Below are 18,700 nucleotides of genomic sequence, written 5' to 3'. Positions count from 1 at the left end.
TGGACGCATTCCCATGCCAATCAAACTGCCCCGCGATCTGCCTGCCTATGACGTACTCTCGAAAGAGGGTGTCATGGTCATGCCGGAAAGCACAGCAGACCAGCAGGATATCCGTCCCATTCGCATCGGGTTGTTGAACCTGATGCCGAAAAAGATTGCGACCGAAAACCAGTTCGCCCGCCTGATCGGTGCGACCCCGCTTCAGATCGAGTTTTCCTTGATCCGGATGAGCGAGCACGAAACCAAGAACACCGCGGCCGAGCATATGGAAAGCTTCTACCGCCCGTTCTCGGAAGTCGAAGCAACCGGTGAAAAGTTTGACGGTCTGATCATCACAGGTGCGCCCATCGAACATCTGGATTTTGAGGCCGTCACCTATTGGGACGAACTCAAGCGCATCTTTGACTGGACCCAGACCCACGTACATTCCACCTTTGGCGTGTGCTGGGGTGGCATGGCGATGATCAACTATTTCCATGGCGTGAAAAAACACATCCTGGACGCCAAGGCCTTTGGCTGTATTCGTCACCGCAACTGTGATCCCGCCTCGCCCTACCTGCGCGGATTTTCCGACGATATGGTCATTCCTGTATCGCGCTGGACCGAATTGCGCCGTGACGAGATCGAAGACGCAGGCCTGAAAATTCTGATCGACAGCAAGGAAACCGGACCGGCCTTGGTCGAGGATCCGGATCACCGCGCGCTCTATATCTTCAACCACTTCGAATACGACAGTGGCACATTGAAAGAAGAGTATGATCGCGACGTTGCCGAAGGAAAGCCGATCAACATTCCGGCCAACTACTATCCGGATGATGACCCGACGCAGGCACCGCAGAACCGTTGGCGAAGTCATGCCCATCTTTTGTATGGAAACTGGGTATCAGAGATCTATCTGACTACCCCGTATGACATTAGCCGGATTGGGACAGACTCGACCGATCTGCGCAAATAAGGCGTTGGTATGATTGCAAAGACATTGATGGGCGTAATGGCCTTCGGACTTGCGGGCTGTTCATTTGTGGGGAACCGCGCAGAGCGGCGCGAAGCACAATCACTTCAGACGTGGCCACCCGTGGGCCAGTTTGTCGAAGTTGACGGCAAACAGGTGCACGCCTTTGTTGCCGGCTCAGGACCTGATCTTGTTCTGATCCATGGGGCATCGGGCAACATCCGTGACTTTACCTTTCAGTTCGTCGATCGCGTTAAAGACCGCTACCGCGTGATCGTCTTTGACCGACCCGGTCTGGGCTATTCAGACCGCGCCACGGATCAGGACGGGGCCTTTGCGAACACAGCGGAAACGCCCGCGCAACAGGCCGCCCTGCTTCACGCTGCGGCCCAAAAACTGGGGGTCGAGGACGAGATCGTTCTTGGCCATTCCTTTGGTGGCGCTGTCGCCATGGCGTGGGGTCTGAACTATGATCCTGCGGCTCTGGTGGTGGTCTCTGGTGCAACAATCCCGTGGGAAGGCGGCTTGGGCTTTCAATACCGCTTCCTGGGATCATCCATTGGCGGAGCGCTCGCCGCGCCCTTGGCGTCAGCTTACGTCAAACAGCCCCTGATCGAACGCACCATCGAAGATATCTTTGCACCAAACCCGGTGCCCGAAGGCTATGTCGACTATATCGGCCCCGGCCTTTCGCTGACACGGACAGCAATCCGCGCCAACGCGCGTCAGGTGAATACCCTGCACGCGCAGCTGCTGGACATGGCCCCGCGCTATGAAACCATCACGATCCCAGTGGAAATCCTGCATGGACGCGCCGATGACACCGTCCCGCCCCATGTCCACGCTGAACCGCTGCATAATCTTTTGCCCAACAGCAATCTCGTACTGGTCGACAATCTGGGCCACATGCCCCACCACGCAGCGCCTGCCTACGTCGAGGCGGCAATTGACCGCGCCGCGCTACGTGCCGAATTGCGTTAAGCCTTTTAACATCCCATATTAACTGGGAACGATATAAGGACGACGCTGTGACCGACCTGCCTTTTGATGGCGCCATCAGCCACTTTTACGAAGAAGACGCCCCTAAACCGATCCGCGAAGCGATCCAGCGCGCGGACAAGGATGATGTGCTGGATCCCGACTATCCGCACTCCGAGGTGCTGAAGAAGAAAGCCTATGAGAAAGAGCTGAAAAAGCTTCATATCGAACTGGTCAAAATGCAGGCGTGGGCCAAGGAAACCGGTGAGCGCGTTGCCATCGTTTTCGAAGGTCGCGATGCTGCCGGAAAAGGTGGCACAATCAAACGCTTCCGAGAATACCTTAATCCGCGTGGAGCGCGTGTTGTCGCGCTCTCCAAGCCCTCGGAAACCGAACAGGGCCAGTGGTATTTCCAGCGCTATATCCAACACCTGCCCACTGCCGGTGAGATCGTGTTTTTCGACCGCTCTTGGTTCAACCGCGGCGTGGTTGAAAAGGTGTTCGGATTCTGCACGGATGACCAACGCGAACATTTCTTTGCCCAAGTCGGGCACTTCGAAAAAATGCTCGTCGATGACAATATCCACCTGTTCAAATTCTGGCTGAACGTCGGGCGCGCGGAACAGCTGCGCCGCTTTATCGACCGTGAAACCGACGCCCTGAAACACTGGAAACTGTCCTGGATCGACGTTGAAGGCTTGAAAAAGTGGGACGAATACTCCGACGCGATCAAGGAAACACTGGCTCGCTCCGACCATGACGATGCGCCTTGGACGGTGATCCGGTCCGACGACAAACGCCGCGCGCGGCTTGAAGCCATCCGTCACGTTCTGAAATCCCTTGATTACAGCAACAAAGACGAAAAAGCGCTTGGCGAAGTCGACCCGACAATCATTGGGGGTGTGGACATCTGGGATGCCTAAACGCGGTTATCATCACGGCAATCTGCGTCAGGCCCTGATCGACGCGGCCCTGATCCTGATTACGGAAAAGGGCCCGACCGGCTTTACCCTGTCCGAGGCCGCCAAAAGCGCGGGCGTCACCCCTGCTGCCGTCTATCGCCACTTTGCCGGGCGCGAAGACCTGATCGCCGAGGCCGCTCGTCAGGGGTATGAAATCTTTGTCGAGGTGATGGAAAAAGCGTTCAACGACGGCAATCCATCCGCATTGGCCGCCTTCGAATCCACCGGTCGCGCATACCTATGGTTCGCAAGGGAACATCCCGGCCATTACATTTCGATGTTCGAAAGCGGCATTTCCATCAACCACTCGCCGGAACTTGCAGATGTCGCGGGACGCGCGTGGGGTGTTCTGGAAAAGGCAGCAGGCAATCTCTCCCAGCACATTCCCGCTGAAAAACGTCCGCCCGCAGCCATGTTTTCCGCCCACATCTGGGCGCTCAGCCACGGAGTGGTTGAACTTTTCGCACGGAATTCACCGGGTCGCCAATCCCCCTTCCCGCCTGAGGACTTGCTTGAAACCGGCATTGGCGTCTATCTGCGCGGGCTGGGGCTGATCCCGCAGGACGAATAGGCAGACAACATGGGCAAGACGTTCTTTCTGGGCCTCGGCGGCCAGAAATGTGGTTCAAGCTGGATTCAGGCCCAACTGGCCAAGGCCGAGGGCAGCGATTTCGGGCGTCTGGGCGAATATCAGGTTTGGGAACATCAACTCGGCGGCGTTTTCGCCCGCTATAATGTGGCCGAGCCCTCCAAGTTCGAAAAGCTGCGCACACGCCTGAAACTCTCCGTCGGCGCGCCGGAACCTGTGGCGCATCTTCGCTGGCGCCTACAGTCCGATCCCAACGCCTATTTTGACTATTTTGCCGCCTTGCTTGACCAAAAGGGCATACAGAGCACTGGAGATATCACCCCCAGCTACGCCGCCCTGCCCGCCGATATGCTGGCCATGATCCGCTACGGCTTTGCCACTCGAGGAATCGAGACCAAGGTGATTTTTTCCATGCGCGATCCGGTGGCCCGCCTGAAATCGCACTTCCGCATGGACATCCAGAAAGGCCGTATTCTGGAACCGAAAGACTTCGATGCAGCACTGGTCGAGTTCGCGAAATCCGACGAAGGTATGGCCCGAAGCCGATACGATCTCACGCTCGCCAATATCAAAGAGGCCTTTCCCAAAGCTCAAACCCACATCTGTCTTTTCGAGGAGCTGTTCACACCGGAAGGCGTCCAAAGCCTATCTGAATTTTCAGGCGTACCATTGGCAACGAACGCAGGCGGCACCAAGGTGAATGCGCGAAATGGAACGTTAAAACTCAGTGATGGTGCCGAGAGCAAAATAGCTCAACAACTGACGACTGTGTATAAAACCGTTGAGAAAGAATTTCCACAGATCAACGATCTCTGGAGTTCTTACGGCTGGGCTGATAGACAAAACTCATGATAATAAGCCACGAACATCGTTACATTTTTCTTCATTCCCGTAAAACTGCAGGAAGTTCAATTTGCGTTTCTTTGGCGAGGTCACTGGGGCCGAATGATCTTCAATTGTCAGGTCTTTCCGAGACCTTTCAGGAGGGCATTTCATTCACAACAAGAGTGCGAGAAGAAGCCGAGGCCTGGCGAATGGATAGGCAAAGTCTCTCTCAAAAACTACTTCGCTTTCTACCTCTTTCGAATGAGAAAAAAGCAAGAAATGTAAAAAAATACTTGCTTGAAAAGTATCGCCATGAACTTGGAGAAAGCCAACCGCAACACTCCTATGCGACGAGCATACAATCCAATTTTCCCAATGAGTTTAAGAACTACAGAAAATTCTGCGTTGTGCGGAACCCGTGGACAAAAGCCGTTTCGGATTACTTCTGGCGCATTAAGAATATCCAGTCGCCTCCCAGTTTTGAGGAGTTTATCCGAGCAATTGAAAAAGGGGACAGCTTGAATGATATCGTTCGGCTACGGTATCACGACAATTGGCCTATTTACACAATAGACGATGAGATTGTTGCAGATCGGGTTATCCGATTCGAAAAACTGAAGGCGGGTGTACAAGAAACCTGCACAGAATTTGGTATTCCGTTTGACGGCTGGCTCCCAAACGCAAAGGGTGGGCATCGCCCCAAATCTGGCAAAAAGGCGCTGCCGGCTTCTTTTTACACGCAAGAGTTAAAGGATACGGTTGGTCGTCTTTATGAAAATGAAATTAATGCCTTCGGCTATACATTCGACGAGCTTAGTACCAACGCATAAGACCGATTTGCGCTAATTGTTTCGCCCCCGAATACTTGACACTTAGCTTACTAAGCAGACCGTTTGCTTGATGGGCCGATTTTTTTAAAATCTGCGCATATCCGTAATACTTGCGACCGCCATGAGCATGAGCACCTGTCTTGATTGCCGCGGCAGCCTTGTCGCGAAGTCTGTGCGTGAACACAAAATGCGCGATTGCTAACCAGCGATCACTCGCAGGCGCCTTGCTGGAATTATGACTACCTACTTGCCAACTACTTGAGGTTCTTAAGATTAATGGCGTTTTATGTCGTGGTGACGTTTGTGCCCTCTGATCCGCCTTGACTTTGCGCGGCATCCAGAACTTGTGCCAACCCTTCCTTACAAGCGGAGGGGAAATGTTGAACTCCTGATACAACTTTGCGGTCTTTGACTGCGACAAAAACATTGGCTTTGACTTGCCTTCTTCAGGTATCAAAAGCGGTTCAGCTTCAAAATACGGATAAGCCTCAAGTAATTTTTCAAAACTATCAGGAAATCCTTTGAACTCGCTGTCCAAGCTACTTGGGAAAAATTCAATCAAGGACGCGAGAATTGAGGTTTCCCCATTTGCCTTCAAGGCCTCCACAATATCAGCGATACTGCTAACCTCGTCTGGCAGTATCAAGAATTCATCTGCATCCAGGTATGCAGAAAACTTGTTTGGCAGATAAACGTGAGGAGCTGCAACTTTTACGTAAGTTCCGAAACGCACAGAACGTTTAGTGCCATCAGGTTCTAAATACGCCACGGCATCGCCGAAACTGTATTTAGACCTTAAGACGACCACATCTTTCTGAGAAACTAGATACGAGCCACTTCCATCAATAGAATTATCGTCCCAAATTAAAAACTGCTGAAAACCAATTTTTCGATGATGATCCAGCCAAGCTGGCAGAAAGTCCATTTCGTTCTTCATTGTAGAAAACAACGTTAAACAATCTGGCTTCAGCTCACCTGATACTATTGGGGCCAATTCACGAATATTTTCGAAGCTAAGATATCTTGGACTCATTCACAGCCTCCATCGAAAGCACTCAGGCTGGATCGTAACTGATGTCCAACCAAAGCGCATTGTAGCTCAACCCACAAAAAAACGGGGCCCCAAACATGGGACCCCGAAAATCTGTGCAAGCGGTAGAATTAACGCTTTGAGAACTGGAAGGAACGACGCGCTTTGCGCTTACCGAACTTCTTACGTTCAACAACACGGCTGTCGCGTGTCAGGAAGCCTGCGGCTTTCAGAGCCGAGCGCAGTGCGGGATCATAGATCTGCAGCGCTTTGGAGATGCCGTGCTTGACCGCACCGGCCTGACCGGACAGGCCGCCGCCTTTTACGGTTGCCATGACGTCGAACTGGTCTTCAACGCCTGCAACTGTGAACGGCTGGCGCAGGATCATCTGCAGAACGGGGCGTGCAAAGTACGCCTTCATTTCTTTGCCGTTTACAACAACCTTGCCAGAGCCGGGCTTGATCCAAACACGGGCAACAGCGTCTTTACGCTTGCCTGTGGCATAGGAACGGCCCAGTTCATCACGAACGGGTTCGCGAACGATGGCGGTTTCTTCAGCAACCGGAGCAGCGCCGCCGGCAACCTGGTTCAGCTCTTCGAGCGAATTGATTTGATCAGCCATTTATTCACACCCGGGTGTTTTTGGAGTTCATCGACTTCACGTCGAGCACTTCGGGGCTCTGGGCCTCGTGGGGGTGCTCGGCGCCCGCATAGATGCGCAGGTTTGTCAGCTGCTTGCGGGACAGACGGTTGCCGGGAAGCATACGCTTAACAGCTTGGAATACGACACGCTCGGGGTGTGCGCCTTCCAGGATCTGCTGTTTTGTGCGGGATTTGATGCCGCCGGGGTGGCCAGTGTGCCAGTAGAAGTTTTCTTCACGCTTCTTGCCGGTCAGCTGTACTTTGTCCGCGTTAACGATGATGATGTTATCACCAGTGTCCATGTGCGGTGTGAAAGACGGCTTGTGCTTGCCACGCAGACGCATAGCAACGATCGAAGCAAGACGGCCGAGAACGACGCCTTCAGCGTCGATCACGAACCATTTCTTTTCGATTTCTGCCGGTGTTGCAGAATAGGTTTTCATGGTCGGTCCTGTTTTCAAAGTGGGGCAAGCGGGAATCCACCGGCCCAAAAATCCGATTGCCGGGTTATACTCGGCTCGAAAATGCAGTCAAGCGGCACAAGTTCGAAATAACTAAGTAAAAACAATATCTTAAAATTATGGTATAATAATACCCCAATGTCAAACCGCGATTCTTTCCGGTGGATTGTCCAAAAGCACCCGCAAACGCCCCATCGCCTTTTCAAAACTGGACAACGTGACCTGCGCATTGATCGAAATGCGCACGGCATGGGGCACGCGCGCGTCACGCAAAGCAAATTCATCCGCCGACCTGATTTGCACCCCCTCCGCCTCGGCGGCCTGACAAAAGGCAGCGGCCCGCCACCCAGCAGGAAGCGTCAGCCACATAAAGGGCATGTCATTGCGCCAGACCAGATCATAGCCACCCAACACATTAACTCCTGCTTGTACGTACCTGGCGAATTCGTCGCGAATCTTCTGGCTCAGTTTTGGCATTCCCGGATCACACAGAACCATTTCCGCGACGTCTGCCAACGGTCTGGCCAGACCAAAGAACCCGTGCTCTGCCACTCTGCGCAGGTCGGCAACCTTGCCACGCGGCGCGACCACAAACCCGATCCGCAAGGCGGGCGTGATGATTTTAGAGATCGAAGACACATACCAAGCCAGGTCTGGCACCAGCGCGCGGTAACAAGGTTCATGCGATATCGCCATCCGGTAGCAATCATCATCGATGATCTGGAGGCCAAGCCGTTCGGCCACAGCTGCAATCTCCATCCGCCGCTCCATGGGAGTCGAGAGCCCCGTGGGGTTGTGCATTTCTGGCGTCGTACACAGAACCTGCGCCTTATGCTGACGGGCAAGACGTTCTAGAGCTTCGGGAATGATCCCCTTCTCGTCCATCGGAACGCTGACAACCTCGGCACGCAACAGTTCGGCCGCCCGACGGAAGCCCGGATAGGTCAGCTCTTCCAGCAAAACGACCGGCTTCGGACCTGTCAGAATGGACTGCAAAGCCAATGAAATGCCGTTTTGACCACCATGACACAGCACCATATCTTCAGAATTGATCGGGCCAAGGGGTACATTTTTCAACCAATGTACCACTGCTTCGCGCGCCGGTTTATACGCGGCACGAGATGGATAGTTCATCAAATCTTCTGCGGGGCGGTCGGCCAGTCGGGCAAAGGAATCACGGATTAATGCGACCTGACCGCAATCGGGAAGTTTGGGCGAAAACAAACTGACGACTTCGGAATCCACGGGCGCGTTATGACGTTCCCAATTCAGATCGCGCTTAGCGTCCCGTCCCTTAGAGACGGAACGTTTTGCATTGATATCAGCGATATACGTGCCACGCCCCACTTCGGCGATAGCCACGCCATCATCGGTCAGGATGGTATAAGCCCGCGCAACAGTGCCCGGCGTAATATTCAACTTCCATGCAAGTTCCCGCACCGGAGGAAGCTTTTCACCGACCTGAACCTCACCTGCCCGAACAGCGTCGATGATCGCCCGCGCAACCCCTTTGTATTTGGGTCCCGCCTCGGCACATTTTGCGAACCGCTCTAAAATTGTATCCATTACAATGTTTCCGTAGACGAGAGTGAAGCACAATTGTATCAATATATCCGTAACAATACAGTTACATTGTGTCAATACAATTTAGATACACCTAGGACATCTTATTATAAGGAGTAGACCAATGTCCGCGACACCACATGCAGCCCACATCGCGTTCCTCGGAGCAGAGCCTCGTCTCGCCCCTATGGCCTCTTTCGCGCTGACAGCGGCCGTGGTGATCACAAAATGGTCCCAGAACGCGCGAACCCGACGCGCGCTTGCCCAACTAGACGGCCATTTGCTGGATGACATTGGCGTTGATCCGCGTGCTGCCCACCGGGAAGCCCGCCGGATGTTCTGGCAGGACTGATCCCTGACTTGCCAGACCTCTTCCTCTGGGCCGCTTCCGGGCGGCCCCTTTTTGCATAAAGGCGCATCAGCCCCCTTCCCCCCGCGCCCACAAGGTTTTAAAGAGCGCGCATCTGCCAAAGGGGATGACGACATGCAGGAACCGGCCATCACGCCCGAACTGATTGATGCACACGGGATCAAACCCGACGAATACGACCGCATCCTCGAAATTATCGGACGCGAACCCACCTTCACCGAACTTGGTATTTTCTCGGCGATGTGGAACGAACACTGTTCCTACAAATCGTCCAAGATCCACCTTCGCAAGCTGCCGACAAAAGGCCCGCAGGTTATCTGTGGCCCCGGCGAAAACGCAGGCGTTGTTGATATCGGCGACGGTCAGGCCGTGGTTTTCAAAATGGAAAGCCACAACCACCCCTCTTACATCGAACCCTATCAGGGCGCGGCCACAGGCGTTGGCGGCATTCTGCGTGACGTCTTCACAATGGGCGCCCGCCCGATCGCGGCGATGAACGCGCTCAGCTTTGGTGAAAAAGACCACAAAAAAACCCGCCAGCTGGTTCACGGCGTCGTCGAAGGCGTTGGCGGCTACGGCAACTGCTTTGGCGTTCCGACTGTTGGTGGCGAAGTGCGCTTCCACAATGCGTACAACGGCAACTGCCTTGTAAACGCTTTCGCGGCGGGTCTGGCCGACGCTGACAAGATTTTCTACTCGGCCGCTTCGGGCGTTGGTCGCCCCGTGGTTTACCTCGGCGCGAAAACAGGTCGTGACGGCGTTGGCGGCGCGACAATGGCATCGGCAGAATTCGACGACACGATCGAAGAAAAGCGCCCCACCGTTCAGGTTGGTGACCCCTTCACCGAAAAACGCCTGATGGAGGCCTGCCTTGAGCTCATGCAAACCGGCGCAGTGATTTCCATTCAGGATATGGGCGCCGCTGGCCTGACATGTTCCGCCGTAGAAATGGGCGACAAAGGCAATCTGGGCGTGCGTCTGGACCTTGAAAAAGTGCCTTGCCGCGAAAATGGCATGACAGCATATGAAATGATGCTGTCGGAAAGCCAGGAACGCATGTTGATGGTTCTGGATCCGTCGAAAGAGGCCGAAGCAAAGGCTGTCTTCGACAAATGGGACCTCGACTTCGCCATCGTTGGTGAAACCATCGCAGAAGACCGCTTCCTGATCGTCCACAACGGCGAAGTGAAAGCCGACCTGCCGCTTAAGGCTCTGTCCGGCACGGCCCCCGAATATGACCGCCCGTGGGTTCCGACCCCTGCAGCCGCGCCTCTGGAAGATGCGCCCAGCATCAACGCGATTGAGGGTCTGAAAACCCTGATCTCTTCGCCGAACTACAGCTCGCGCGAATGGGTATACGAACAGTACGACAGCCAAGTCATGGCCGACACGATGCGCCAGCCTGGCTTCGGCTCTGGCGTGATCCGCGTACACGGCACCGACAAAAAGCTGGCCTTCACTTCTGACGTGACACCCCGCTATGTGCGCGCCAACCCCGTTGAAGGTGGCAAGCAGGCGGTTGCAGAAGCGTTCCGCAACCTCTGCGCAGTGGGCGCTAAGCCCTTGGCAACAACAGACAACCTGAACTTCGGCAACCCCGAAAAGCCCGAGATCATGGGCCAATTCGTTGGCGCACTGGACGGCATCGGTCAGGCGTGTCTGGCTCTGGATATGCCCATCGTGTCCGGTAACGTGTCGCTTTACAACGAAACCGACGGTCAGGGCATTCTGCCCACGCCGACCATCGGCGCCGTTGGCCTGATCGCCGCTGATGAAGAGCCGATCCTTGGCTATGCGCGCGACGGTCATGTGGCGTTGGTTCTGGGTGAAACGGCTGGTCACCTCGGCCAGTCCGCGATCCTGTGCGAAGCGTTCGGTCGTGAAGACGGCGATGCACCTGCTGTCGATCTGGCAACAGAACGCGCCAACGGCGAATTCATCCGCGCGAACCGCGATCTGATCCGCTCTTGCACGGACCTGTCCGATGGCGGTCTGGCTATGGCTGCGTTCGAGATGGCAGAAGCCGCAGGCGTTGGCGTCAGCATCGATGCAGACGACACACCGACGCTCTTCGGCGAAGATCAGGGCCGCTACCTAATCGCCTGTAACTTCGACGCGGCCGAGGAATTGATGGCACGCGCAGCGCAAGCTGGCGTGACCCTGACCCACGTTGGCAAGTTCGCAGGCACAGACGTCAGCTTTGGTAAAGAAAGCGCATCACTCGACGACCTGCGCGACCTGTATCGCGGTAGCTTCGCCAAGCACTTCGCGTAACAGCCGACCAATCCAAAACGAAAAGCCCCGTCAAATTGGCGGGGCTTTTTCTATTCGTTGATCATGGCCATCAGGCGGGCTTTTTCGCCCAGATCATCGGGCCGTGAAATCGCCTCGGCCAGATCGGCCAAAGACTGGATCGAATGGCTGGCGCGGAAGCTGTCGACATGCGGCAGCATCTTTCTGATGCCAGCGGCCTTCGGCGCGAAACCGTCCCAACGCAACAGCGGATTCAGCCAGATCAGACGGCGCGAGGACAGATGCAGACGCTGCATTTCCTTTTCCAGATCCCCCTCTGGGTCTCGATCCAGACCATCAGTGATCAGAAGAACGACAGCACCCTGCCCCATTACACGCCGCGACCAATCACGATTGAAGCTGTGCAGGCATTCACCGATCCGCGTGCCGCCCTCCCAATCCTGCGCCTCGGCGCCCGCAGCTTTCAGCGCTGCATCCACGTCGCGGGTCGCAAGGTGGCGCGTTATGTTGGTCAGACGCGTGCCAAAGGTAAAGGCATGGACCTTGGCCCAGCCCGCGCCTTTCTGGTTGGCGACGGCATGAAGGAAGTGCAAGACCATCCGGCTATATTGGCTCATAGAGCCTGAGATATCGCAAAGGACCACTAGGTTCGGCCAACGTGGCCGCGGTTCTTTCAAGGCCAGTTTCTGTAACTCACCCCCTTGGCGCATCGCGCCACGGATCGTGCGCCGCCAATCGGCCTGACGCCCGTGGGTAGATGCCTTACCTCGGCGCGATTTGATCGGCTTTACCGGCAATTCCAAGCTGGCAATGATGCGTTTGGCTTCTGCCACTTCCTCAAGCGACATCTGTTCGAAATCTAAACTGCGCAGCTTTTCATCCGTCGAGATCGTCTGCGAGGCGTCCACCTCGATCGAAATCTCTTCCTCGCGCTGCCCGCCTTCGGGTTCAGGCATATCCGGTAAATTGTCATCCAGCAGCGCCTGCGCCGCCCGCTTTTCAGCCGCGTCAGCCGCGCGTTCTTCCTGAACCCCGCGCACGGATGGCAGCATCAGCGACATCATATGTTCAAGGTATCGCGGATCACGCCAATACAGTCGGAACAACTGCGAAAAGGTCGCGCGATGTTCAGGGCGCGTCACGAAACAGGCGTGCAACGTCCAGAAAAAATCGCGCTTTTCGGTAAAGCCTGCCGCCTCAACCGCGCGGATCGCATCAATCACCCGACCCGGCCCAACAGGCAGCCCCGCACGGCGTAAGGCCCGCGCAAAATGGATGATGTTTTGCGCCAGCCGCGGGTTTTCCGGCAACTCTAGGGGGATGTATTCAGGCATGCCCGATCAGCCCCGCTTAATCTGCCATTGCCAGTTGTTCGCGGGTTTCGTCCAGAATGCGTTTCGCCTCGGACCCTTGGATTTTCGCGATGTCGTCCTGATATTTCAGGATCGCACCCAACGTGTCCGAAATCACCTCGGGCGACAGATCGATCACATCCAACGCCAGCAGGCATTTTGCCCAGTCGATGGTTTCCGCTACACCCGGTTTCTTGAACAGATCTTCGGTCCGCAGGCGCTGAACAAAGGCCACAACCTCGCGGCTTAGGTTTTCTGCAACCTCTGGCGCACGGGCGTGCAGGATTTCGACCTCACGCGGGAAATCAGGGTAATCGACCCAGTGATACAGACAACGACGTTTCAACGCGTCGTGCACTTCGCGCGTCCGGTTGGATGTCAGGATCACAATCGGCGGCTCGGGCGCTTTTACGGTGCCCAGTTCTGGGATCGTCACCTGAAAATCAGACAGGGCTTCCAGCAGGAACGCCTCGAACGGCTCATCCGTGCGGTCCAGTTCATCGATCAGCAGAATAGGCGCGCCGTTTTCATCGGGGCGCATCGCTTCAAGCAACGGGCGCTCCACCAAAAATTCGTCCGAGAACAGCTCGGTCTGCAATGCCTGACGGTCGGCACCACCAGATGCCTCTGCCGTACGGATGGCCACCATCTGCGCCGCAAAGTTCCATTCATATACGGCCGAGGACGCATCCAGACCTTCATAACACTGCAAACGGATCAGCTTGCGCCCCAGCATCGCGGCCAGTGCCTTGGCAATCTCGGTTTTACCGACGCCGGCCTCGCCCTCAAGAAACAGCGGTCGGCCCAGTTTCAACGACAGAAAAACGACCGTCGCCAAGGCCCGCCCACAGACGTATCCGGTTTCTGACAAACGCGCCTGAACTTCATCGATGCTTGATGGAATGGTCATATTTCCTCCGTAGCTTTCCCCTAGGCCTCACCCCTCAGCGCGCGCGGGTCAATAGCGCATAGGTCGCATATGCCACTCTGTCGCCCCTTTGCCCGCCATGCAATTGACGCGTAAGGCCCAAGATGAGATGTTTATACAAAAGAACAAGCGCCAGACTTTGATTTGGCGCAAAAGGGCGGAACAGGATTAATGGTGAAGTTGGTAGTTTGGGGGTGGTCATGCGTGTGACCGCGGTAACCTGCGTGAAAAACGAAGGTCCGTTCCTTTTGGAATGGATTGCCTTCAACCGCCTGATCGGTGTGACCGATTTTCTTTTCTATTCAAACGACTGCACCGACGGCACTGATAAGCTGCTGGATGCAATGGCGGCCCGTGGCGGTGTGGTTCACCTGCCCAACCCCGCTGAAGGCCGCAATTACCAGATGGAGGCGCTAAAGGACTGCGCCCACACCGACGTGGTTAAAAATTCCGATTGGGTCTGGATCGCGGATGTCGATGAGTTCCTGAACATTCATGTGGGCGATCACACTATCCCTGCCCTGATCGAGGCGTGCGGTAACCCCAAAGCGATTTCCGTGACGTTCCAGTTTTTTGCCAGCGGCAATGTGCGCGACTTCGAAGATCGTCCTGTGATCGAACAATTCACCCACAGCCATAATCCCGACCTGTGGTGCGCCGAGTCCGCGATCGAGGTCAAATCACTGACCCGTCGCGATTTCCCACTGCAATACTATGGAGCCCATCGTGCTTTTTTCCGCAAAGGTCTGGCAGAAGAAAAGCGGCCTACATGGACCGACGGATCGGGCCGCAAGGTTCAACATAAATTTCTGGTCGCCGCCAACCCGCGCCGCATCCGGAAATTTCCCGCCGCAGGCGCGCGGGACTTTGCGACGCTGAACCATTATGCACTGCGGTCTCTGGACAGCTATCTGGTGAAAAACGACCGAGGCGATGTGAACCGCGAACACCGTGCGTTCGATGACACATATTGGCGCGAACGGAATGACAGCGCGTGGGAGGATACGTCGATCCACCGCTACCTGCCTGCTCTGAACGAAGCCCTGGCAGAACTGAAATCCGACCCCGAGATCGCCGCACTGCACGACGAATGCGTGCGCCTTCATAAGGCCAAGCGCGACGAGCTTATGGCACAAGACAGCTACCGCGAGATGTACGATCAACTCGCATCTTTGCCGCCCTATCCACCGGGAGAGTTGGAACTGATGCAAGAACTGGGGATCGCACCATGAGCCGATTGCGTGTGGTTAACCTTGGCCTTCCAAAATCAGGTACCACTACACTCGGTAAAGCCTTGGCCAGAGCGGGTTTGAGTGTAGCAGATTGGAAAGTACATGAGGGGCAATCCCGCGGCGACGCACTCAAAGATGAGTTTGTAGGGACTATTCTTTACAGAGGCTATTACGGCACCGGCGATCCATTGGCAGAGATGGATGAGTTTGACGCTTTCACCGAAATCAGCACGATTTCCAAAGGTTTGAGCATCTGGCCCCAGTTCGATTATCCGCTGCTATCCGCTATTGAAAAACACCACTCAGGTGCCAAGTTCATCCTTTCCGCACGTCCGGCAAAGGACGTCGTCGATAGCATGATGCGCTGGTCCAACCTCGGCTCAAGACGCCTTCCTAATTATTCAGTTCCAGGTCTACCTGTCGGCTTCGGCACCACAACAGATGAACTTGAGCGCTGGGTTAACGGCCACTACGAATTTGTGCGCAAGGCCTTTGGAGGCCAGCAAAATTTTCTAGAGTACCGGACCGACGATCCCGAAGCGCCCAAAATAATCGGTGATTTCCTGGGGATCGAGTTGCCCTGGTGGGGGCGTAGTAACGAAAACAAAAACAGTGCGTCTGAGGGCGCGGTAAAAGGCAAAGACGAGTAGTGCGGGTTTATCTTCATATCGGGCCGGACGCGGATAGCGCGGACAGGCTACAGCGTGTTCTAGACGCGAAACGTGATCAGTTGATCAGCAAGGGCGTGCTTTACGCCCGCTCACCTGGCGCGCGGAACCATACGCGTTTGTTCATGGCCAGCAGCGATCCGGACGCCGTTGATGCGTTGCGATTCAACCGTGGCTTCATTCTGCCTGAAAAACAGGCCCGTCTTCGTGAAGATGTAACCCAAAGCCTTGCTGCCGAGGTCGGGGCGACGCGCCCTGACGTTTTGATCCTGTCTTGCCATCAGCTTGGTACAACATTGATGCGCACCACAGAACGTGCGCGTTTGCACGACATCCTGCGCCCTTTGTCTGATGACATCCGTGTCATTGCCACGGTCGACGACCCTGCCCGCATGCTTGCCCGCCGTTATGCGGCACAAGTTCTGGATGGTCGCAGCAGCGGGCTTGAGCTTGAACTGGGCCTGATCAAGAAAGACAATTGGTGGGACGGCGCCCTGTCACGCTGGCCCAGCCTTAGGCCCGAGGCCGGTGTTTTCCCCGAGGTCCAAGGCCCCTCGCCCTGGCTTGATCTCGCACGGCTGGTTCAGGAATGGGACAGCACGTTCGGCAAAGGCGCGACACAACTTGTGTCGTTTGATCGCGACCGGATTTGGACCGATGCTTTCGCCGACGATCTGAAGGCTGTCTTTGAAATCCCGCACAACTTTGGCCGTGCGGAACCTACGGACGTACCGCAACAGCCCTCTGCTGCATGGCTGTCCCGAGCGCGCCGTTTCAATGATGCCGTCATCCGCCTTCTGGATCGCACGGATATGATCCTGGGTCGCCCGTTGTGGCGCAAACTCGTTGGCGAGATCAAAGTGTCCGGTGATCCTATCGACACAGGCAGTCTGAACGAAATCTCGGCCTTTTTTGCCGAAGACCTGCAGGAATTGGCCGAAAACCATCCTGATCTCCACCTCGAACATCTGCATCCCGATCCGGAACAGGATCGTTGGGAAGAGGCAGATCCGATGTACGGCTTCCGCCCGACCCAGTACCTGATGGCCGCCCGTTGGCGTATCAATCAGGCCGCAAAGCAGGAAATGGAAACCAAAGCGCAGGCCCTGCAAGCTCTGCAATCCATGCCAGCCCATGAACAAGAAGCGGCCAGCACAACCCTGCCCCCTGTCGATGGCCTGACACCAGAAGCCGAAGCCGTCATGCCACCCCTTGCCAAGGAAAAATTTGCCCAGCTTCAGGGTTCGATCTATGCGCCGCACAACAACATCGGCCGCGTAAACGAAGAAGAGCTTGCCGCCGCATTCGAGCCAATCACGCCCCGTGATTTGCCCGAGGGAAATACCGGCAACGTGATCGTCGGCTGTATGAAGAACGAAGCGCCATACATCGTCGAATGGGTCGCTTATCACCGTGCGATGGGCGTTGATAACTTTCTAATCTACACCAACGGATGCGAGGATGGGACGACCGAAATTCTTGATCGCCTGCAGGAAATGGGCGTTCTTCAGCACCGTTTGAACGACGACTGGAAAGGCAATTCGCCCCAGCAATATGCGCTGAACCGGTCATTGAAAGAACCGGTGATCATGAACGCCGAGTGGATCGCGCATATCGACGTAGATGAGTTCATCAACGTCCGCTGTGGCAACGGCACGCTTCAGGATTTCTTTGAACGCGTCCCCGATGCCACCAACGTTGCGATGACATGGCGGCTGTTCGGGCATAATGGCGTGACGAAACTGGCCGATGAATTTGTCATCGAACAATTCGATACCTGTGCCCCTAAATTCTGCCCCAAGCCGCACACCGTCTGGGGCTATAAAACGATGTACAAGAACATCGGCGCCTACCAGAAAATCAGTTGCCATCGCCCGAACAAATTGAACGAAGGCTTTGATACAAAAGTAAAATGGGTCAATGGCTCGGGTCTGGACATGACCAGTGAGGCTATCAACAATGGCTGGCGCTCGTCCAAGAAATCCATCGGGTATGATCTGCTGCAACTGAACCATTATGCGCTGCGCTCGGCCGAAAGTTTCCTTGTGAAACGCCAGCGTGGCCGCGCCTTGCACGTCGATCGGTCGATTGGTTTGAACTACTGGATTCGAATGGATTGGACCGACTTCAAAGACATCACGATCAAACGCAACGTGCCCCGTCTGCGGGCCGAATACGATCGTTTGATGCAGGATGACACGCTGCGCAAATGGCATGAAACAGGTGTCGCATGGCACCGCGCCAAGGCGGATGAACTTCACGGAATGCCCGAGTTTGAGGAACTGTATCAGCAGGCGTTGTCACTGAAGCTGACAGAAACCGAACGCGTCGCCTATGCGCTGGCTTTGGATTTGGAAAGCTAAGATGTCCGAGGCCGCAAGCGATACCGATGTGATTAACGCAAACGGGATTTTGTTTCCGAATGACCCGCGTTTCATCTCGGACCGGATCGCCAAGCGGCTTGAACGTGGCGGCTATGAAGAACGTGAAGCCAACGCGGTGCGTCAGGTTCTTCGCCGTGGGGATCGCGTTTTGGAACTGGGCGGCGGCATTGGCTTTATCTCGTCCCTGATCGGCACATCCCGCCCCCCGTTAGAGTTTCATGTTTATGAGGGCAATCCCCAGCTTGTCCCGTTTATCCGTCAGGTTCACGCCCTGAACGGTCTGGGCAACATCAGTGTCCACAACACGCTTTTGTCTATCGACGCCACAGACGACGTTCCCTTTTACCTGCGCGAGGATTTTCTGGGCTCTTCCATGGATCGCGACAATGATCCGGACACGATAATCGACACTGTGATGGTACCGCAGAAACCGTTCTCTGACATTATTGAAACGCTGCAACCGACCTTCCTTGTTTGTGACATCGAAGGCGCTGAAAGCACGATTTTACCATCGGCGGACCTGTCATGTCTGCGGGCCGCTGTTGTCGAGCTTCATCCACAATGGACCGGTCAGGATGGTGTGCAGGCCGTCTTTGATGCCTTCCAAAATGCAGGCCTCACTTACTTTGCCCGCACATCACACGGCAAAGTCGTGACGTTCAAAAAGCGAGGATAACCAA

The 18,700-nt window shown here is 55.4% G+C and carries 18 protein-coding genes; 12 read left to right on the top strand and 6 right to left on the bottom strand.

The features are described from left to right. Positions 1–13 precede the first annotated feature (13 nt). The 6 genes from AC4FIA_RS15515 to AC4FIA_RS15490 are packed head-to-tail and all read left to right on the top strand — an operon-like array spanning position 14 to position 5,136. Positions 14–955, top strand: a complete 942-nt coding sequence (locus AC4FIA_RS15515; RefSeq protein WP_490366598.1) for a homoserine O-succinyltransferase — start codon at positions 14–16, stop codon at positions 953–955. A 12-nt stretch (positions 956–967) separates the two neighbouring features. Then, on the top strand, positions 968–1,933 hold the full coding sequence (locus AC4FIA_RS15510; protein ID WP_490366613.1) for an alpha/beta fold hydrolase: 966 nt from the start codon (positions 968–970) through the stop codon (positions 1,931–1,933). 47 nt (positions 1,934–1,980) lie between these two features. Then, positions 1,981–2,853 carry a polyphosphate kinase 2 gene (gene ppk2 / locus AC4FIA_RS15505; RefSeq protein WP_490366597.1) on the top strand — a complete coding sequence of 291 codons (873 nt, stop codon included), beginning with the start codon at positions 1,981–1,983 and terminating at the stop codon, positions 2,851–2,853. Continuing rightward, positions 2,846–3,463, top strand: a complete 618-nt coding sequence (locus AC4FIA_RS15500) for a TetR/AcrR family transcriptional regulator (protein WP_490366596.1) — start codon at positions 2,846–2,848, stop codon at positions 3,461–3,463. The genes ppk2 and AC4FIA_RS15500 overlap by 8 nt, the downstream gene beginning before the upstream one ends. A gap of 9 nt (positions 3,464–3,472) precedes the next feature. Beyond that, the gene (locus tag AC4FIA_RS15495; RefSeq protein ID WP_490366595.1) at positions 3,473–4,333 is read left to right on the top strand and encodes a hypothetical protein; all 861 of its coding nucleotides are present in this window, start codon (positions 3,473–3,475) and stop codon (positions 4,331–4,333) included. Beyond that, positions 4,330–5,136, top strand: a complete 807-nt coding sequence (locus tag AC4FIA_RS15490) for a sulfotransferase family 2 domain-containing protein (RefSeq protein WP_490366594.1) — start codon at positions 4,330–4,332, stop codon at positions 5,134–5,136. The genes AC4FIA_RS15495 and AC4FIA_RS15490 overlap by 4 nt, the downstream gene beginning before the upstream one ends. On the opposite strand, the gene AC4FIA_RS15485 is transcribed toward AC4FIA_RS15490, so the two are convergent. The 4 genes from AC4FIA_RS15485 to AC4FIA_RS15470 all read right to left on the bottom strand — a co-directional run bounded on the left by AC4FIA_RS15485 (position 5,120) and on the right by AC4FIA_RS15470 (position 8,836). Further along, complete coding sequence (locus tag AC4FIA_RS15485) at positions 5,120–6,169, bottom strand: glycosyltransferase family 2 protein (RefSeq protein WP_490366593.1); 1,050 nt, start codon at positions 6,167–6,169, stop codon at positions 5,120–5,122. The genes AC4FIA_RS15490 and AC4FIA_RS15485 overlap by 17 nt on opposite strands. Before the next feature lie 128 nt (positions 6,170–6,297). After that, complete coding sequence (rpsI, locus tag AC4FIA_RS15480; protein WP_103909960.1) at positions 6,298–6,789, bottom strand: 30S ribosomal protein S9; 492 nt, start codon at positions 6,787–6,789, stop codon at positions 6,298–6,300. A gap of 4 nt (positions 6,790–6,793) precedes the next feature. Beyond that, positions 6,794–7,252 (bottom strand): 50S ribosomal protein L13, encoded by a 459-nt coding sequence (rplM, locus tag AC4FIA_RS15475; protein ID WP_103909961.1) that lies wholly within the window; start codon positions 7,250–7,252, stop codon positions 6,794–6,796. A 159-nt stretch (positions 7,253–7,411) separates the two neighbouring features. Then, a complete protein-coding gene (locus tag AC4FIA_RS15470) occupies positions 7,412–8,836 on the bottom strand; it encodes an aminotransferase-like domain-containing protein (RefSeq protein ID WP_490366592.1) in 1,425 nt (474 codons plus the stop codon). Between the two features lie 121 nt (positions 8,837–8,957). Here AC4FIA_RS15470 and AC4FIA_RS15465 point away from each other — a divergent pair, with 121 nt between their 5' ends. Both AC4FIA_RS15465 and purL read left to right on the top strand, forming a co-directional pair. After that, positions 8,958–9,185, top strand: coding sequence for a DUF1127 domain-containing protein (locus AC4FIA_RS15465; RefSeq protein WP_103909963.1), 228 nt, complete (start codon positions 8,958–8,960; stop codon positions 9,183–9,185). A 132-nt stretch (positions 9,186–9,317) separates the two neighbouring features. Then, positions 9,318–11,477, top strand: coding sequence for a phosphoribosylformylglycinamidine synthase subunit PurL (purL, locus tag AC4FIA_RS15460; RefSeq protein WP_490366591.1), 2,160 nt, complete (start codon positions 9,318–9,320; stop codon positions 11,475–11,477). A 50-nt stretch (positions 11,478–11,527) separates the two neighbouring features. On the opposite strand, the gene AC4FIA_RS15455 is transcribed toward purL, so the two are convergent. Together AC4FIA_RS15455 and AC4FIA_RS15450 are read right to left on the bottom strand one after the other, a co-directional pair. After that, entirely contained in the window at positions 11,528–12,790 is a 1,263-nt protein-coding gene (locus AC4FIA_RS15455; protein WP_490366590.1) for a vWA domain-containing protein, read from the bottom strand. A 16-nt stretch (positions 12,791–12,806) separates the two neighbouring features. Beyond that, the gene (locus AC4FIA_RS15450) at positions 12,807–13,718 is read right to left on the bottom strand and encodes an AAA family ATPase (RefSeq protein WP_103909966.1); all 912 of its coding nucleotides are present in this window, start codon (positions 13,716–13,718) and stop codon (positions 12,807–12,809) included. A 218-nt stretch (positions 13,719–13,936) separates the two neighbouring features. Between AC4FIA_RS15450 and AC4FIA_RS15445 the strand changes: the two genes are divergently transcribed. From AC4FIA_RS15445 to AC4FIA_RS15430, 4 genes are read left to right on the top strand one after another with little or no spacing between them, the layout of a single operon-like run. Then, on the top strand, positions 13,937–14,968 hold the full coding sequence (locus AC4FIA_RS15445) for a glycosyltransferase family 2 protein (RefSeq protein ID WP_490366589.1): 1,032 nt from the start codon (positions 13,937–13,939) through the stop codon (positions 14,966–14,968). Then, entirely contained in the window at positions 14,965–15,618 is a 654-nt protein-coding gene (locus AC4FIA_RS15440; protein WP_490366588.1) for a sulfotransferase family protein, read from the top strand. The genes AC4FIA_RS15445 and AC4FIA_RS15440 overlap by 4 nt, the downstream gene beginning before the upstream one ends. Continuing rightward, on the top strand, positions 15,618–17,999 hold the full coding sequence (locus AC4FIA_RS15435; protein ID WP_490366587.1) for a glycosyltransferase family 2 protein: 2,382 nt from the start codon (positions 15,618–15,620) through the stop codon (positions 17,997–17,999). The genes AC4FIA_RS15440 and AC4FIA_RS15435 overlap by 1 nt, the downstream gene beginning before the upstream one ends. Before the next feature lies 1 nt (position 18,000). After that, positions 18,001–18,696, top strand: a complete 696-nt coding sequence (locus AC4FIA_RS15430; protein ID WP_490366586.1) for an FkbM family methyltransferase — start codon at positions 18,001–18,003, stop codon at positions 18,694–18,696. Positions 18,697–18,700: the final 4 nt, after the last annotated feature.

Source organism: Thalassococcus sp., assembly GCF_982780845.1.
The sequence above is the reverse complement of the archived record's forward strand: the minus strand, read 5'-3'. Positions and strand labels throughout refer to the sequence as shown.

Bases quoted from the DNA above. Each gene is read 5' to 3' on its own strand.
- AC4FIA_RS15515 (WP_490366598.1), top strand. From the start codon at position 14: ATGCCAATCAAACTGCCCCGCGATCTGCCTGCCTATGACGTACTCTCG.
- AC4FIA_RS15500 (WP_490366596.1), top strand. From the start codon at position 2,846: ATGCCTAAACGCGGTTATCATCACGGCAATCTGCGTCAGGCCCTGATC.
- AC4FIA_RS15495 (WP_490366595.1), top strand. From the start codon at position 3,473: ATGGGCAAGACGTTCTTTCTGGGCCTCGGCGGCCAGAAATGTGGTTCA.
- AC4FIA_RS15490 (WP_490366594.1), top strand. From the start codon at position 4,330: ATGATAATAAGCCACGAACATCGTTACATTTTTCTTCATTCCCGTAAA.
- AC4FIA_RS15485 (WP_490366593.1), bottom strand. From the start codon at position 6,169: ATGAGTCCAAGATATCTTAGCTTCGAAAATATTCGTGAATTGGCCCCA.
- rpsI (WP_103909960.1), bottom strand. From the start codon at position 6,789: ATGGCTGATCAAATCAATTCGCTCGAAGAGCTGAACCAGGTTGCCGGC.
- rplM (WP_103909961.1), bottom strand. From the start codon at position 7,252: ATGAAAACCTATTCTGCAACACCGGCAGAAATCGAAAAGAAATGGTTC.
- AC4FIA_RS15470 (WP_490366592.1), bottom strand. From the start codon at position 8,836: ATGGATACAATTTTAGAGCGGTTCGCAAAATGTGCCGAGGCGGGACCC.
- AC4FIA_RS15465 (WP_103909963.1), top strand. From the start codon at position 8,958: ATGTCCGCGACACCACATGCAGCCCACATCGCGTTCCTCGGAGCAGAG.
- purL (WP_490366591.1), top strand. From the start codon at position 9,318: ATGCAGGAACCGGCCATCACGCCCGAACTGATTGATGCACACGGGATC.
- AC4FIA_RS15455 (WP_490366590.1), bottom strand. From the start codon at position 12,790: ATGCCTGAATACATCCCCCTAGAGTTGCCGGAAAACCCGCGGCTGGCG.
- AC4FIA_RS15450 (WP_103909966.1), bottom strand. From the start codon at position 13,718: ATGACCATTCCATCAAGCATCGATGAAGTTCAGGCGCGTTTGTCAGAA.
- AC4FIA_RS15445 (WP_490366589.1), top strand. From the start codon at position 13,937: ATGCGTGTGACCGCGGTAACCTGCGTGAAAAACGAAGGTCCGTTCCTT.
- AC4FIA_RS15440 (WP_490366588.1), top strand. From the start codon at position 14,965: ATGAGCCGATTGCGTGTGGTTAACCTTGGCCTTCCAAAATCAGGTACC.
- AC4FIA_RS15430 (WP_490366586.1), top strand. From the start codon at position 18,001: ATGTCCGAGGCCGCAAGCGATACCGATGTGATTAACGCAAACGGGATT.